General features: G+C 66.0%; 14 protein-coding genes. 4 read left to right on the plus strand and 10 right to left on the minus strand.

Going from position 1 to position 15,198, the window contains the following annotated elements; translation table 11 throughout:
• The first annotated feature begins 114 nt into the window (after positions 1–114).
• Positions 115–3,579 (plus strand): indolepyruvate ferredoxin oxidoreductase family protein, encoded by a 3,465-nt coding sequence (locus KBI52_RS31560; RefSeq protein ID WP_210812780.1) that lies wholly within the window; start codon positions 115–117, stop codon positions 3,577–3,579.
• Positions 3,580–3,743: 164 nt separating this feature from the next.
• Here the strand turns inward: KBI52_RS31560 and KBI52_RS31565 are convergent, their stop codons facing one another.
• From KBI52_RS31565 to KBI52_RS31575, 3 genes are all read right to left on the minus strand, one after another.
• Positions 3,744–4,136, minus strand: a complete 393-nt coding sequence (locus KBI52_RS31565) for a response regulator (RefSeq protein ID WP_371823235.1) — start codon at positions 4,134–4,136, stop codon at positions 3,744–3,746.
• A gap of 240 nt (positions 4,137–4,376) precedes the next feature.
• Positions 4,377–4,799, minus strand: coding sequence for a response regulator (locus KBI52_RS31570; protein ID WP_173950097.1), 423 nt, complete (start codon positions 4,797–4,799; stop codon positions 4,377–4,379).
• Between the two features lie 46 nt (positions 4,800–4,845).
• Entirely contained in the window at positions 4,846–5,268 is a 423-nt protein-coding gene (locus tag KBI52_RS31575) for a response regulator (RefSeq protein ID WP_210812781.1), read from the minus strand.
• 198 nt (positions 5,269–5,466) lie between these two features.
• Here KBI52_RS31575 and KBI52_RS31580 point away from each other — a divergent pair, with 198 nt between their 5' ends.
• Positions 5,467–5,922 carry a response regulator gene (locus tag KBI52_RS31580; RefSeq protein ID WP_210812782.1) on the plus strand — a complete coding sequence of 152 codons (456 nt, stop codon included), beginning with the start codon at positions 5,467–5,469 and terminating at the stop codon, positions 5,920–5,922.
• A gap of 78 nt (positions 5,923–6,000) precedes the next feature.
• Here KBI52_RS31580 and KBI52_RS31585 read toward each other — a convergent pair whose 3' ends face one another.
• Positions 6,001–7,671: a methyl-accepting chemotaxis protein gene (locus KBI52_RS31585; protein WP_210812783.1), complete on the minus strand. Its 1,671-nt coding sequence runs from the start codon at positions 7,669–7,671 to the stop codon at positions 6,001–6,003.
• Positions 7,672–7,859: 188 nt separating this feature from the next.
• Between KBI52_RS31585 and KBI52_RS31590 the strand changes: the two genes are divergently transcribed.
• Entirely contained in the window at positions 7,860–8,462 is a 603-nt protein-coding gene (locus KBI52_RS31590; protein WP_173950093.1) for a hypothetical protein, read from the plus strand.
• Positions 8,463–8,539: 77 nt separating this feature from the next.
• Here KBI52_RS31590 and KBI52_RS31595 read toward each other — a convergent pair whose 3' ends face one another.
• The gene (locus tag KBI52_RS31595; RefSeq protein ID WP_210812784.1) at positions 8,540–9,211 is read right to left on the minus strand and encodes a transglutaminase-like cysteine peptidase; all 672 of its coding nucleotides are present in this window, start codon (positions 9,209–9,211) and stop codon (positions 8,540–8,542) included.
• A gap of 649 nt (positions 9,212–9,860) precedes the next feature.
• Between KBI52_RS31595 and KBI52_RS31600 the strand changes: the two genes are divergently transcribed.
• Positions 9,861–10,241: a hypothetical protein gene (locus tag KBI52_RS31600; protein ID WP_173950090.1), complete on the plus strand. Its 381-nt coding sequence runs from the start codon at positions 9,861–9,863 to the stop codon at positions 10,239–10,241.
• Here the strand turns inward: KBI52_RS31600 and KBI52_RS31605 are convergent, their stop codons facing one another.
• From KBI52_RS31605 to KBI52_RS31625, 5 genes are all read right to left on the minus strand, one after another.
• Complete coding sequence (locus KBI52_RS31605; RefSeq protein ID WP_173950089.1) at positions 10,242–11,027, minus strand: DUF1217 domain-containing protein; 786 nt, start codon at positions 11,025–11,027, stop codon at positions 10,242–10,244.
• A gap of 38 nt (positions 11,028–11,065) precedes the next feature.
• Entirely contained in the window at positions 11,066–11,626 is a 561-nt protein-coding gene (locus KBI52_RS31610) for a hypothetical protein (protein WP_210812785.1), read from the minus strand.
• A gap of 82 nt (positions 11,627–11,708) precedes the next feature.
• On the minus strand, positions 11,709–12,593 hold the full coding sequence (locus tag KBI52_RS31615) for a flagellin (protein WP_173950087.1): 885 nt from the start codon (positions 12,591–12,593) through the stop codon (positions 11,709–11,711).
• 640 nt (positions 12,594–13,233) lie between these two features.
• Positions 13,234–14,085: a protein-glutamate O-methyltransferase CheR gene (locus KBI52_RS31620; protein ID WP_210812786.1), complete on the minus strand. Its 852-nt coding sequence runs from the start codon at positions 14,083–14,085 to the stop codon at positions 13,234–13,236.
• Positions 14,082–15,197 carry a chemotaxis response regulator protein-glutamate methylesterase gene (locus KBI52_RS31625; RefSeq protein WP_173950085.1) on the minus strand — a complete coding sequence of 372 codons (1,116 nt, stop codon included), beginning with the start codon at positions 15,195–15,197 and terminating at the stop codon, positions 14,082–14,084. The genes KBI52_RS31620 and KBI52_RS31625 overlap by 4 nt, the downstream gene beginning before the upstream one ends.
• Position 15,198 lies beyond the last annotated feature (1 nt).

The following is a 15,198-nucleotide window of genomic DNA, read 5'->3' on the forward strand; positions in this document are numbered from 1 at the left end:
GTCCTTTCTACCACGAACACGCCGCAAGCAGGAAAGAATTGGAAACACCTACCAGCCGTTCGGGATTATCCTGGAGAGGCCGGCTGACGGCGCTCCTTTACCGGGATCAAGCCCATGGACGACGCTTCCTCACTCGATTCCTACCGGCTCGCCGACCGGTACAGCCGCGAACGGGGCCGGGTCTTCCTGACCGGCACGCAGGCGATCGTCCGCATCGTGCTCGACCAGGCGAGGCGCGACAGGGCCGCCGGGCTCGACACCGCCGGGTTCGTGTCCGGCTACCGCGGGTCGCCGCTCGGCGGCGTCGATCTCGAGCTCTGGCGGGTGAAGGATCAGCTGAAGGAGCACCGGATCGAGTTCCTGCCCGCGGTCAACGAGGACCTCGCGGCCACCGCCGTCCTCGGCTCGCAGCAGGTCGAGACCAATCCCGACCGGCAGGTCCAGGGCGTGTTCGGCCTCTGGTACGGCAAGGGCCCGGGCGTCGACCGGTCGGGCGATGCGCTCAAGCACGGCAACGCCTATGGCTCGTCGCCCCATGGCGGCGTGCTGGTGATCGCCGGCGACGACCATGGCTGCGTGTCCTCGTCGATGCCGCACCAGTCCGATGTCGCCTTCATGAGCTGGTTCATGCCGACGCTGCATCCGGCGAGCGTCGCCGAATATCTCGAATTCGGCGAGTACGGCTATGCGCTCAGCCGATACTCCGGCATGTGGGTCGGGTTCAAGGCCGTGTCGGAGATCGTGGAATCGGGCCTATCCGTGGACCTGCATCCCCCGCGCCATTTCGTCGAGCCCGACTTCACGCCCCCGCCCGGCGGCCTGCATTACCGCTGGCCGGATCTGCCCGGACCGCAGATCGAGGAGCGCATGGAGGCGAAGAAGCACGCCGTCTACGCCTTCGCCAAGGCCAATCCCATCGACCGGCGCATCTACGACATCCCGGACGCCTCCTACGGCATCGTCACGGCCGGCAAGGCGCATCTCGACCTGATGGAGGCGCTGCGGCTCATTGGGCTCGACGAGGCCGCCTGCCGGGCGCACGGCATCGACATCTACAAGGTCGGCATGGTGTGGCCGCTCGCCCTGCACGACGCCATGGAGTTCGTGAAGGGCAAGCGCGAGATCCTCGTGATCGAGGAGAAGCGCGGCATCATCGAAAGCCAGTTCAAGGAGTATTTTTACGACTATCCCGGCTCGAAGCCCGAGCGGATGGTCGGCAAGCACGACGAGACCGGCGAACGGCTCATCCCATGGACCGGCGAATTGTCGCCGCGGTTCCTCGCGGGCGTCCTGGCGAAGCGCCTCGATCGGATCTTTCTCGACCTCGCGCAGCGCGCCGCCGCCCTGACGCCGGAGCCGGAACGCGTGATCGCCGTGCCGGGCGCGACCCGCACGCCCTATTTCTGCTCCGGCTGCCCGCACAACACCTCGACCCGCGTGCCGGAAGGCTCGAAGGCGCTCGCCGGCATCGGCTGCCACTTCATGGCGAGCTGGATGGACCGCGAAACCTCGTCGCTGATCCAGATGGGCGGCGAGGGCGTCAACTGGGCGGCCTCGTCCAGGTTCACCGGCCAGGGCCACATCTTCCAGAATCTCGGCGAGGGCACCTATTACCATTCGGGCTCCATGGCGATCCGGCAGGCGATCGCGGCGGGCGCCAACATCACCTACAAGATCCTGTTCAACGATGCGGTCGCCATGACGGGCGGCCAGCCGGTCGACGGGCCGGTGAGCGTCCATGCCATCGCCCACAGCGTCCGCGCGGAGGGCGTGCAGCGCATCGCCCTGGTGTCGGACCAGCCCGGGAAGTTCGTGCCGGCGGATCTGCCGAAGGGCGTGACGATCCACCCGCGCGAGGATCTCGATGCGGTGCAGAAGGAGCTGCGCGATATCCCGGGCGTCACGGTGCTGATCTACGAGCAGACCTGCGCGACCGAAAAGCGCCGCCGCCGCAAGCGCGGACAGATGGACGACCCGAAGCGCTTCGCGGTCATCAACGATCTCGTCTGCGAAGGCTGCGGCGATTGCTCGGTCGCGTCCAACTGCCTGAGCGTGGAGCCGAAGGAGACGCCGTTCGGGCGCAAGCGCAAGATCAATCTCTCCACCTGCAACAAGGACTTCTCGTGCCTGGAGGGCTTCTGCCCCAGTTTCGTCACCGTGGAGGGCGCCACGCGCCGTGCCAAGACCGCGAGCGGCTTCGACGCGGTCACGCGCGCGGCAGCGCTGCCGTCCCCTGCCCTGCCCGATCTCACGCGGCCCTTCGACCTTCTGGTCACGGGCGTCGGCGGCACCGGCGTCGTCACCGTCGGGGCGCTCATCAGCATGGCGGCCCATCTCGAGGGGCGCGGCGTGTCGGTGCTCGACTTCACGGGCTTCGCGCAGAAGTTCGGGCCCGTGCTGAGCTATGTGCGCCTCGCAGCGAGCCCCGATGCGCTCCACCAGGTGCGCATCGACCAGGGTGCGGCCGACGCCCTGATCGGCTGCGATCTCGTGGTCAGCTCCTCGCCCAAGGCCTCGGGCACCTATCGCCAGGGCACGCGGGCCGTGGTCAACATTGCCGAGATGCCGACCGGCGACGTGGTGCGCTTCCGCGATGCGGATCTTGCCGGCCGCACGCGGCTGCGCGCCATCGAGCGGGCGATCGGGATCGGCAACCTCGCGAGCATCGACGCCAATGCGCTCGCCGAAACGCTGCTCGGCGACACGGTCTATGCCAACATGATGATGCTCGGCTTCGCCTGGCAGCAGGGCCTTGTGCCGGTCTCGCTCGCAGCGTTGTCGCGCGCCATCGAGCTCAACGGCGTGACCGTCGAGCGCAACCGGCAGGCCTTCGCCTGGGGCCGCCTCCTGAGCGCCGATCCGGCCGTGGTGCGCCAGGCGGTCGGCGACACGCCGGACGAGGGCGAGACCCTCGATCAGGTGATCGCGCGGCGGGTCGCGTTCCTGACCGGTTACCAGAACGCCGCCTATGCGGCGCGCTTCGAGGCCGTGGTGGCGCGGGTGCGCAAGGCTGAAGGCGCGCTTGGATCCGACACGCTGACCGACGCGGTGGCACGCTCGCTGTTCAAGCTCATGGCCTACAAGGACGAGTACGAGGTCGCGCGCCTCCACATGGAGACAGGCTTCCTCGACGGGCTGAAGCAGCAATTCGAGGGCGACTTCACGGTGCATTACCATCTGGCGCCGCCGCTCCTGCCGTCGAAGCGTGACGCCCGCGGCCGCCCGAAGAAGCGCAGCTTCGGCCCCTGGATCCAGACGCCGATGTCCGTTCTCGCCAGGATGAAGGTGCTCCGCGGCACGCCCCTCGACATCTTCGGCTACACGGCCGAGCGGCGCACGGAGCGGGCCCTGATCGGCTGGTACGAAGAACAGGTCGACCGGATCCTCGCACGCCTCGGCCCTGCCCGTTTCGCCGAGCTGCTGGCGGTCGCGAAAGCCCCGATGGACATCCGCGGCTACGGCCCGGTCAAGGAAGCGGCGATCCACCAGGTGCGGTCCGATGTCGATCGGATGTGGGAGCGTATGGCGAACGAGTCCGAGGTCATCGATCGCCGCCAGCCCGAGCCGCTGCGCGCTTGATGGACACTCACCACGTCATCACCGGGCTTGTCCCGGTGATCCCGATCGTCTGGAACGCTGCGCCTCACCGCATCGGGATGGCCCGGACGAGCCCGGCCACGACGGGGAGGTGTCACCGTACGTCCGACAGGTTGGGCAGCCATGACGCCCCGGTGAGGCAGGCCTCAAGATCCCTGCGCGACGCTGCTCTTGGGTGTCGCGGCCATCGCTTGCGTGAGCGCCGCCACCAGATCGTCCGGCATGATCGGCTTGTGGAGGAACGTGGCATTGGGCGGCAGGTCGCCGGGTTCGGGGGCGGTCTTGCCGGAGATCACCAGCACGCCCACCTCGGGCCAGCCCTGGCGGACCAGGCGCGCGAACTCGAAGCCGTCGATGGAGCCCGGCATGTCCACATCCGTGAGGACGACGGAAATGTCGGGGCGCGTCTTCAGCAGCTCGAAGGCTTCGTCGGCGTCCTGCGCCTCGACGACCCAGAACTCCGCCTCTCGCAGAATGTCGACCTGCGTGAGGCGAACGAGCGGCTCGTCTTCCACGAGGAGAACGACCGGATGTTTCACGATTCGGCGATGCGGTTTCATGCTCCAGGAAACGGGTCTGTTCCGATCGAGTTCCCTTACGTCACATGAGCGTGAGCGTTTCGAACCCGTCGGAACGCTACGATTAAGTTGCACCTTTCCGTCATGGCCGGGCCTGTCCCGGCCATCCCGACAAGGAAAGGTACGACGCTTCGAGCCATCGGGATCACCGGGACAAGCCCGGTGATGACGGGGTGAATGTCCGTCAAGCGCGACGCGCCTTCAAGCCCGCTTCGCCTTCGCCGTGAGCTGCCGGATCCGGTCGACCACGTCCTGCGACGGATAGGGCTTCTTCAGCAAGGGGCCTGCTTCGCAGAGCGTCGCGGCGATGTCGGCCGATCGCTCCGCCCCCGAGGTGAGGATCACCTGCGTGCCCGGCTTGTTGGCGCGGACCCACCGGGCCAGCCCGAAGCCGTCCATGGACCCGGTCATCTCGACGTCGCTGAACACCACGTCGACCGACACCTCGGGTGACTGGAGGATCACCATCGCCTCTTCGGCGCTCACCGCCTCATGGACCCGGTAGCCGCATTCGCGCAGGTAATCGGCGATGACGAGGCGGATCAGAACCTCGTCCTCCACGACGAGAACGGTCTGGAGGGAGGAATCGGCCTCGGCCGTGATGTTGGTCGAAAGAGTGCTCACGGCGTGCTAACCGCCGAGCTTTTGCCTTTGTTCCACGGGCCCCTCTTCAGGGTGGGTCGGGCCAGTTGAGGCTGCGCATGACGAGGCCGACGACCTGGGACGCATGATACGGCTTGCGGATGAGAGGCCCGAGATCGCCCAGATCCGGGCCGTCCGGACCGGCGGTCCCGGAGCGGTCTCCTTCGGCAGAGGCGAGGATGATCCTCATGGCCGTCTGCCGGGCGCCGAGAAGCCGGGCCGTTTCGGCGCCATTGTCGGATCCCGGCAGATCGAGGGCTACGAAGAGAAGCTCGATCCGGACGGCATCGAGCACCGTGAGGGCCTCTTCGGCGGAACCCGCCTCCAGAACCTTGAAGCCTGAGCCGCGCAGTTCATCGCTGACCAGGCAGCGGATGCGCGCATCGCCTTCGACCACGAGGATGGCGGGGGGTGTCCGGCGTGGAAGAGCCGTGACGGATCCAGCGTTCATTCTTGCCCCTGACGCGATACAATACGCCAACAACGTGCGTCTGACCGAAGGGTTCTCCTGCTCAAGGGTTCTCCTGCTCAAGGGTTCTCCTGCGTCAGGCCGGGATCTCGCCCCGACCGGCTGGCCTTGGCAGGCGGAACCGTCTATCAATGGCCACGTTTCGTTTTTTTTGGCCCTCCTCCTTGCCCCATCGGTCCCGTGTCTGATCCGAAACCCCTAGGCGTCATTCTCCTCGTGGAAGACGAGCCGCTTGTGCGGCTGGTGGCGGCCGACATTCTCATGGAGGCGCATTTCCGCGTGATCGAGGCGGCCGACGCCCAGGAGGCCCTGAGGGTCATGCAGGCGGAGGTCGGCGTGGATCTGGTGCTCTCGGACGTGGAAATGCCGCCAGGCATGAACGGCTACGATCTGGCCTGGGAGATCCACCGGAACTGGCCCTCGACGGGGATCCTCATCACGTCGGGCCGCGAGTGGCCGCGGGCCAACGACCTGCCGCCGGGCGCGGCCTTCCTGGCCAAGCCCTTCTCCCCTGCCGCCCTGGTGTCCCATGCGCTGGTGGCGGCCGAGAAGGCCCAGGCCGCCCGCGCCCAGCGTCCAGGCCTGCCCGGCGAGGCCGCCGACGGCGCGGCTCCGCCCGTTCCGAAGACGGCCTGACCCTCTTCATGGAGAAAGGGCACGGCGCATCCACGCCGTGCCCCCTGATGGATATCGGGTGAGAGCTGCCGTCCGCCTTCAGGCGGCGCGCACGCCCTGGAGAAAGCCTTCGACCTCCCGGCTCAGGGCCGTCGAGTTGGAGGCCAGCTCGCCCGCCGCGGCCAGCACCTGGGAGGCGGCCGAGCCCGCATGGGTGGCGGCTCCCTGGACCTGGACGATGCTCTCGCTCACGTCCTGCGTGCCCCTCGCGGCCTCACTGACATTGCGCGCGATCTCCTGCGTGGCGGCCTGCTGCTCCTCGACGGCGGCCGCCACGCTCGTGGCGATCTGATGCACCTCCTCGATGGTGTGGCCGATGTCCCGGATGGCGTCGACCGCATCCCGGGTCGATTGCTGGATCTGATGGATGTAGGCCGTGATGTCCTCGGTGGCCCGCGAGGTCTGGTTGGCGAGCTCCTTCACCTCGGAGGCCACCACGGCGAAGCCCTTGCCGGCCTCGCCCGCGCGGGCCGCCTCGATGGTGGCGTTGAGCGCCAGCAGGTTGGTCTGGCTCGCGATCGTGTTGATCAGGGCCACGACCTCGCCGATCTTCTGCGCGCCGTCCGCCAGGGTCTGCACGAGCTGGTTGGTCTTGCGGGCGTTCTCCACGGCCCGGGCGGCCGCGACCGACGTCTGCGACACCTGCGAGCCGATCTCGCTGGATGAGGCGGCGAGCTGCTCCGCCGCGGCCGCGACGGCCTGCACGTTGCTGGAGGTTTCCTCGGCGGCCGCCGCCACCGAGTTCGATTGCTGGTTGGTCTGCTGCGCGGTCGAGGCCATCGAGCGCGCGGTCGCCTCCATCTGCTGGGCCGCCACGGTGAGATGCTGCACGAGGCCGCCGACGCTGCCCTCGAAGCTCTGGGCGAGCGACATCATCTCGATCCGGCGGCGCTCGACGGCCTGCTTCTCGGTTTCGGCCTGCGCATGACGAAGGGTCTCGGCCTCCTGCATGGCGCCGGCGAAGACCTGCGTGGCCTTCCAGATGTCGCCGATCTCGTCCCGGCTCGCCTTGGCCTGCGGCAGGTTGTAATCACCCGAGGCGAGGCGCTGAATGGCCTCGGTCACGCGCCGCAGGGGCTGGGCGATCTGCCGGTGTCCGACGAGCCATCCGATGAGCAGCGCGATCACGGTGCCGGCGAGCGCGATCGACACGAGCAGCATCAGGCGCTGGTCGTAGAGCTCGGCCGCGCGCCGGTTGACCGCCTCGATCTCTTCGCTGCCGCGCTTGGTCAGGGCGTCGATGCTGACCTGGAAGGCCTTCCGGTTGGCCCGGTTGGCATCGGTGTTGCCCTGCGCGTTCGCGGCGGTCGGTGAGACCTCGGCGCCCAGGCGGACCGTCTCGGTGCGGAACGCCTTGAACTCCGCCGCATCCTTGACCACGGCGTCGAACAGGGCCTTGCCGTCGCCGGGCACGATCGGCTCCCACTCCTTCAGGAGGGCGTCCATGTCCTTGAGGGTCGCGGCGAGCCCGTCGCCGAACTTGCGCGCCTCGGCCGTGTCCTTCGACGCGTAGATGCCCCGGGCCTCCATGACCACATGGGTCACCAGCCGGTTGAGGCGCTCCCCGTAGAGGGCCCGGGTGGCCGCGAGCCGGACGTCGTCCACGGCCTGGTTGTAGGTCTGCAGCGTGCTGATGCCGACGGCCGCCGTCAGGACGGCGACCAAGCTCAACGCCGCGACGAGCGCGAAAATCTTCGTTCTAATCTTCATGATCACCCCGATCGGCCCAGGCCGCTGCAACATCCTTGAAATCACGCCATGGTATGCTGCCGATGCTTGCGCGAGGCTTGTTCTTGTTCCTCAGGGGAATACGGCCAAGTTTCTCTGCGTCAGGTGACGGAATGTTAAGCATAACCCCATAGGAATGATTCCACGCGATTCTCAACGTGGCGGGTTCCATGGGCATTCGGTTCGACAAGGTATTGGAGCAGGTAGCCAGAGCCGGAACCGTCAAGGGCCCTGTCTCCACGGCCGAGCAGCGGGAGCGCAAGGTCCAGCGGATCGAGGAATCGATCCGCGCCCGCGAAGCGGTGGGCGACCGGATCGTGATGTGCCTGGGCCTCGCCCTCACCCTGTCGGCGATCGGCCTGCCGGTCTATGCGCTGAACTTCAGCGACGGCTACACCTACATCAAGACGGCCGTGACGGACAATGCGGTCGGACGGGCCGTTGCCGCGAGCGTGACGCGCCCCGCCGATCCGAACCCCGCGACGACCGGCTCCCTGACCCGAAAGGATGTCGAGCTCTCGGCCGGCCACAAGGGCGACGCGGCCGCGCAGAGCGCCGACAGGCGGGTCCAGTTCCAGCGCTACGTGATCCACCGCGCCACCGGCGGGTCGGCCCTGATCGAGGGCCCGGAAGGCCTCTGGTGGGTGACGCCCGGAATGACCCTGCCCGGGATCGGTCAGGTCCTGTCCATCGAACGGTCCGATGCCGGCTGGGTGGTGCTGACCACCGAGACCATGATCACGCAATCGCCCGGATCGCGCGCGTCGAGCTAGCGCCGCAGCCGAGACCGGGAGGAAATCCGGCGCGCGGCTTCGTTCGTATGCGGTGGCGCGCTTGCGCTGTCTCGCGACTACTTGGCCGCCGTCACCGTGGGAGCCGCCTGGTTTCCGAGCCAGACCCAGGCCGCGCTGTCGGAGCCTTCCCGCTTCACATAGCGGTAGCCCGTCTCCTGCCAGGACAGGACGGCGTTGCGCTTGTTGTCGAGGATGTAGTCGCCGCGATCCGTGCGCACCATCATGACCGCGTGGCCGGCACCGATCTCGTCGATCACCACGGTCATGCGCAGGGCCCGCTGCGGCAGGCCGGCCTGGGTGAGGCGCCGGCGCTTCAGCAACTGGATGTCCTCGCAATCGCCGAGTCCGTCATCGGGAAAGTCCCAGCGATCCGCCACGCCCCAGTGATCCTGATCCGTGACCGGCAGGATCTCCTTGTTCACCTGCTCGTTCACGTCGACGATGGTCTTCCAGGTCGACTGGTCGAGAACGATCGTGTCGGGCTCGGAGGGATTGTGCGCGCATTCCTGCGGCTGCTGTGCGCAGAATGCCAGCCAGGCCGGCGTCGGACCGGCCGCTCCCACCGAGGCCAGAGCATCGCCGGACCCGCGCGTGGCCCATTGCGGGAGTGCGAGAGCCGGCGCGGCGCCGGCCATGACGGACAGGGCGGCAGCAAGACCCGCCGAAGCGACGAGGCGATCGAGGCGTCGACTGCACCTCGCCAGTATCCTGAGAGAATTCCCGCACATGCCCCGCACCTGTTCAGCATTGTTCTTTTGAATAAAGCTGTCAGCCGCAGGCGCTCGGCGCAAGCGCGAACTCGTCGCAAGATCACGAAGGATCCGCCAGTGTTGACTTCCAGCAACAGGGCAAGCATTCGGCCGCGGATCGTGCTGCCGACCTCTCTGAACGTAGAGGGAAGATCAGTATTCGCGCGACTTCAATTCAACCGAGCCGCTTCGACCCCGCGGCGCACGTTCGGCAAGGATGACGTCGTGCAGATGCGCGATGAATGCGGTCGCTGACGGCGGCTTCAACGATGACCGGCGTCGCAGGATCGGCGCACCCATCCTTCGAGCCGTACATTCATTCAAGAGCGGCTCTGCGCGAGGCTGCGATGTCTTGCCCAGTGCCTCGTTCTCTTCGACGAAACCATGAGGCGAACGACGGGTGTTCCGATCAACCCGACCAGGGATGCCGCGACAACCGGCACGAGAATGACAGCCACGGATCTCTCCTCATCCTTCGGAGGTAACCCGTTCTCTATGGCATCGCGAGCTTGCCCGAACCTGACGCCGTGTTCCTGGGATTTACTACAATCGCACGAAGAGCTTCGGTTGCGCCGGGTCACGCCTATAATCAGACGCAGAAGCGAATTCGAATTTCTGGGAGATTGGTGTGAGAGCGCTCTTCGTGACACTCGCGGCGGCCATCGGCGCCGGCGGCTGCGTGCCGACGACCCAGGAAACGCTCGCCCTGTCGTGCTCGGATTATATCGGCAAACCCATTTCGGCGCGCATCGCCGCCTGGGGGCCGCCGCGGACCGTCTACAGGATCAGCCCGACCCAGATCGGCTACATCTTCGAGAGCCGGCAGACCGCCTATGTGGGCGGCGAGCCCTATTACACGGTCAACTACCTGATCGGCGCCGACAAGCACCACGCGCCGGTGCGCAAGCTCACGACAATCTGCAGCGGCGTGTTCGTGGTGAACGCGCCCACCGATGCGGTGCCGCTCTCGGAACGGACCATCGTCGATGTCGTCGTCGCGAAGGGATGATCAGAAGCCGCCGAGCCTGAGCTTCGAGATGCTCATCATCAGGTCGACGCTGACGCCCGCTTCCGCCGGCTCCGAGAACAGGGTCAGGACCGGGGCCGCCGTGGCGGCGCTGACGTTGTTCATATCGTACATGGCGGAGAAGCGCTGGATCAGCTTGTCGACCTTCTTGGGATCCTGGAGGTCCTTGACGTTGATGTGCTTCTCCAGGTTGCGGACCTGCAGGTCGAGATCCGCCTTGGAGGCACCGGTCGGGATGTTGAACGTGGTCTGGACGAACTTCAGAATCGCCTTGTCGCCCAGAAGCCCCATGGTGGTGGTGATGCTGGACGCCTTGCGCTTGAAATAGAGCGCGATCCGCACCCCCTCGTTCTGCTCGCCTTCCTTCTTCTCGAGCGTATACTCGTAGTACCGGCTGACGGCTTTCGTGGTGGCGCTCGCCTGGGACGTCGCCTTGTCGCCCTTGGCGGCGAAGTCGAAGGCGGCGGCGAACTCCTTGTAGCGCGAGTCCGTCATCTTGTTCGCCATGCTCTTGGTATCCGTGATCCCTTCGGTGAGCACCTTCTTGACGAAGGCCTTGGCGTAGATCATGTCCTCGAGGCCATAGGCCTTCATGGCATAGCTGTACAGGCGGTAATCCTTCATGAAATCGTCGATGGTCTTCACCTTCGAGATGTTCGCCAGGTAGTACTCGGTGTCGCGCTTGACCATCGCGTCGTTCTGGGTGAGCGTCTTGGTCAGCGCCGTGTTGGTCTGCAACATCTGGTAGCGGGTCATCGTGCTGATCATGGTTCACTCCTTCGGCCCGCATCGCCGCGGGCCGCGCATCAATCCTGAGCCGTTGCGATGGTCCGGCAATCCTTCGCGAACCGCTCGGCGACCGCCTTGGTCTCGTCGGGCACGAGGGCGAACGTCACGCTCATCGGCTCGAGGCGGTAATTCGCAAGCTCCACGATAAGGGTCTGTGCTGTCGCGAGGCTTGCCACGAAACCCATGACCTCGCTCTCGCCGCGCAGCTGCCCGTAGCGATCGCGGTAGATCCAGGGGGCAACCTCCGGCGGGCGATCGTCGAGCCAGTAGACCGTGCTGCGTCCCCGCGCATCGCTCGGGCCGAGATAGGCGCGCTGCGTCACGGTCGCCGCCATGGCGACCTGCAGCGGCTCGCCTTCCTCGGCGGCGACCCGCGTGCAGGAGAACCAGAGGGAGCTCCCCTCCCCTCCCCGGACCTGTGCCAGCGCCCGGTACGGAAGTCCGCTCTGGTCGGTCTGGAGGGCGTAGTTCCAGGTCCGGAGCGAATCCGTCGCCGAAAGGGCAGAAAGGTCAGGGACGACCAGCCCGAGCGTGCCCGCGAGCACCAGGACGGTCGTGCGGTGAAATGCATTGAACATGGCTCAGCGTTCCGCGAGCGATCCAAAAAGAAGGCCCCGCCTTTCGCAAGACGGGGCCTCATGGTCACCGATCAGGAGGCTCTTAGTTGAAGAGCTTCAGGATCATCTGGCTGTTCTGGTTCGCGATCGAAAGCGACTGCACTCCGAGCTGCTGCTGCGTCTGCAGGGCCTGCAGGCGGGTCGAAGCCTCGTTCATGTCGGCGTCGACCATCGCGGAGACACCGTTCGTCAGCGAGTCGGACAGAACCTCAATGAACTTGGACTGAGCTTCGATCTGGTTCTGAACCGCACCGAAATCCGCTGCGAGTTCACGAACTACCTTGAGAGCATCATCGGCAAGACCCATAGCAGTCGCGATAGAACCAGTTCCGGCCGGAGCATCCGGGGCATTGATGTCAGCGAGATTGATCAGACCGTCGAGTCCGGTAGCGGTCGCGGAAAGGAGATTGACGCTGGCGGGACCAGAGATCGACGTAAACGTCTTCTCGCTATAGCCGGTCACAACACGCAATGCATCACCGGCAGTCGTAGCGTCGCCGCCAGTCAGGAGGTTCACACCGTTGAAGTTCGCTCCCTTCACGAGACCGTCGAGAGTCTTTCCGAGGCCGTCGAGGGCCTTATTGATTTCAGCGTAGCCAGCAGCTGCCGTCGGAGCCGTGCCGTCGACGTCTTTCGCCTGAGTGAGCTGCTCTTTGATCTTCGTGATGGTTTCGACAACCTGGGAAAGCGCAGCGGTGGTCGTCTTAACGAGAGCCGAGTTCTGCTTCAGCGAGTCCTTGACGGTGCCAAGCACGCTGTTGTCGGACTTCATCTGCGTCGACACCGACCAATTGGTCGCGTTGTCGGCAGCGGTGGCGACCTTCAGACCCGTCGAGATCTGGCTCTGGGTCTTGCTCAGAGCGCGCTGGGTGTTGTTCAGGTTCTGGAGAGCGGTCAGCGCGCTGGAGTTCGTAAGAATCGAAGACATGTGCTTCTTCCTTGAATGATGTGAGATTTTTTCAGGGAATGTCGGATTTTAACCGACCCAGCGGAGTGGCTTCATGCCTCGAGTGAATCTCGATCCGCTGCTCACATGACATCCGGGCTTTTACCGGCAAAATGGAATGGCATCATGCCTGGCCTTCATCGGAAGGCGTACCATAGTGCTTTCTTAGGCACCCGAAGCGATGAGCGCTTCGTCGGCGGTGCTTGTGCTTTCTGTTTAATGAGGGGCGTCCGTTGCGTCAAGCAGAAAGAGATCGATTCTCGCAAAAAACTTTGTGTTTACAGTTTGTTAACTATGACAGTCCGCTCTGCGCGGCATAAAAAGAGCGCCCGACCCTCGGGGTGGACGCTTCCGGCGATCACGCTTGTTTGGAACGCGACTCTGCCCCTTCCGTCGTCATCACCGGCCTTGTGCCGGTGATCTCGATGCCGTGAGGCGCTGCGTTCCACCGCAGCGGGATGGCCGGGACGAGCCCGGCCATGACATGGGGAGGGTGTCGGCCCCGAGGGCGCCGGACGGCCGGGACAGGCCCGGCCATGACGCGGGAGAGCTCACTGGCGCAGCGTACGGGAAATGAAGTCCACTTATCGCTGACGCTACCCTTTCGGGCCCTTACGACGCTCTACCGCGCGCCGATGGCGACCATCTTCGGGGCACTCGCCACCGGAGACTTGGAGTAGAGCCCGCGATGGGCCGGATCGAGGGTCAGGGCGTCCGTGACGCCGAGCACGGTCTCGGACGCTCCGAGCAGGAGCGAGCCGTCCGCCGCCATGATGGTGGAGATCCGGCGCAGAACGTCCGCCTTGAGAGGCGCGTCGAAATAGATCAGCACGTTGCGGCAATAGACGATGTCGAACGGGCCGAGGCGGCCGAAATCGTCGAGCAGGTTGAGGTAGCGGAAATCCACCATGGCGCGGATCTCCGGGGCGATCTGCCATTGGTCGCCCACCTGCGTGAAGTACTTCACGAGGAGGCGGATCGGCAATCCGCGCTGCACCTCGAACTGGTTGTAGAGGCCGGCCTTCGCCTTCTCCAGCACCTCGGTGGAAATGTCGGACGCCACGATGTCGATGTGCCAGCCCGGCATGCGGGCGGAGGCCTCCTTCAGGAGCATCGCCAGCGAATACGGCTCCTGGCCGCTGGACGCCGCCGCGCACCAGATCCGCAGCCTGCGGCTGGTCGCCCGCTCCTTGATATACTTGGGCAGCAGGACGTCCTGGAAGAGATCGAACGGTGTCTTGTCCCGAAAGAAGAAGGTCTCGTTCGTCGTCATCGCCTCGATCGTCGCCTTTTCGAGCGCGATCGCGCGGCCGGTCCTGATCTCCCGCACGAGGTGCGAGAGGGTCTCGAGCTTGAAGCGCGTGCACACGGACGAGAGGCGGCTTTCGACCAGGTAGCGTTTGTCGGGAGACAGCGCCAGGCCGGACCGGGCCTTCAGGAAGACGCGCAGGGCTTCGAATTCGGCCTCGGTCATTTCGACGCTCCGGTGATGAGGCCCTTCAGGGAACGGCCGATGGATTCCAGGGGAAGGATGTCATGGGCGAGGCCCGCCTTCACGATGCTGCCCGGCATGCCCCAGACGATGCTCGTCGCTTCGTCCTGGGCGATCACGGTCGCGCCCGCCTTGGTGAGGAAGCGCGCGCCCTGCGTGCCGTCCGAGCCCATGCCGGTCAGCACGACGGCGAGCGCCGAGGCGCCGTAGATGGCGGCGGCCTCGCGGAACAGCACGTCGACGGCCGGGCGGCAGAAATTCTCCGGCGGCCCGTCGTTGAGACGGATCGTCGTTTTGCCGCCGGACGACACCACGCCCATGTGCCGTCCGCCGGGAGCGACCAGGATCGTGCCGGGCGCCACCACGTCCCCGTCACGCCCCTCGCGGGCCGGAACGGACAACAGCGTCTGCAGGTGCTCGGCGAAGACGGCTGTGAACATCGCCGGCATGTGCTGGACGATCAGCACCGGGATGGTGGCCAGCGCCGGCTTCAGATCGAGGAGCACGCGCTCGACGGCGCGCGGACCGCCCGTGGACGACCCGATGAGGAGGCATTGCGGCCTGGTGGCGCTCGGCCGCGCAAGCGGAGCGGGCGCCGGGGAAACGACGGTCGGCGCGGGCGCCGCGAAGGTTCTCGCCGGGCGGGCCTTCGTCTCGCCCAGGGCCCGGAGCTTGTCCACGAGGTCGCGGCGGAAATCCGCCGCCGCGCCGGCCGCGCGGGCGCTCTCCGGCTTCGCCAGATAATCGACAGCGCCGAGCGAGAGGCATTTCAGGGAGATCTCGGCGTTCCTCTGGGTGAGGGTCGAGATCACGATCACCTTGCTGGCCGGATGCGCCTTCAGGATCATCGGCAGGGCCGCGAGGCCATCAACCTCCGGCATCTCGATGTCGAGCAGGATGATCTCGGGCTTCGAGCGCTCCGCCGCATCGACGGCCATCCGGCCGTTCGACGCGGTCGCCACGATGTCGAAGCCGCCGGCTTCCGTGAGCCATCGGCCGATCATGCCGCGGATCACCGCGCTGTCGTCGACGATCATCACGCGGGTGAGGCGGCCAGGAGCGGGGCCTGTCTGGGATAAGGGAGAATGGGACATC

The organism is Microvirga sp. HBU67558, from assembly GCF_018069605.1.
GTDB classification, from domain to species: domain Bacteria; phylum Pseudomonadota; class Alphaproteobacteria; order Rhizobiales; family Beijerinckiaceae; genus Microvirga; species Microvirga terrae.

Coding starts and splice junctions, on each gene's coding strand:
- KBI52_RS31585 (WP_210812783.1), bottom strand. CDS start 7,671: ATGAAGATTAGAACGAAGATTTTCGCGCTCGTCGCGGCGTTGAGCTTG.
- KBI52_RS31620 (WP_210812786.1), bottom strand. CDS start 14,085: ATGACCGAGGCCGAATTCGAAGCCCTGCGCGTCTTCCTGAAGGCCCGG.
- KBI52_RS31595 (WP_210812784.1), bottom strand. CDS start 9,211: ATGTGCGGGAATTCTCTCAGGATACTGGCGAGGTGCAGTCGACGCCTC.
- KBI52_RS31590 (WP_173950093.1), top strand. CDS start 7,860: ATGGGCATTCGGTTCGACAAGGTATTGGAGCAGGTAGCCAGAGCCGGA.
- KBI52_RS31605 (WP_173950089.1), bottom strand. CDS start 11,027: ATGATCAGCACGATGACCCGCTACCAGATGTTGCAGACCAACACGGCG.
- KBI52_RS31575 (WP_210812781.1), bottom strand. CDS start 5,268: ATGAACGCTGGATCCGTCACGGCTCTTCCACGCCGGACACCCCCCGCC.
- KBI52_RS31560 (WP_210812780.1), top strand. CDS start 115: ATGGACGACGCTTCCTCACTCGATTCCTACCGGCTCGCCGACCGGTAC.
- KBI52_RS31615 (WP_173950087.1), bottom strand. CDS start 12,593: ATGTCTTCGATTCTTACGAACTCCAGCGCGCTGACCGCTCTCCAGAAC.
- KBI52_RS31625 (WP_173950085.1), bottom strand. CDS start 15,197: ATGTCCCATTCTCCCTTATCCCAGACAGGCCCCGCTCCTGGCCGCCTC.
- KBI52_RS31610 (WP_210812785.1), bottom strand. CDS start 11,626: ATGTTCAATGCATTTCACCGCACGACCGTCCTGGTGCTCGCGGGCACG.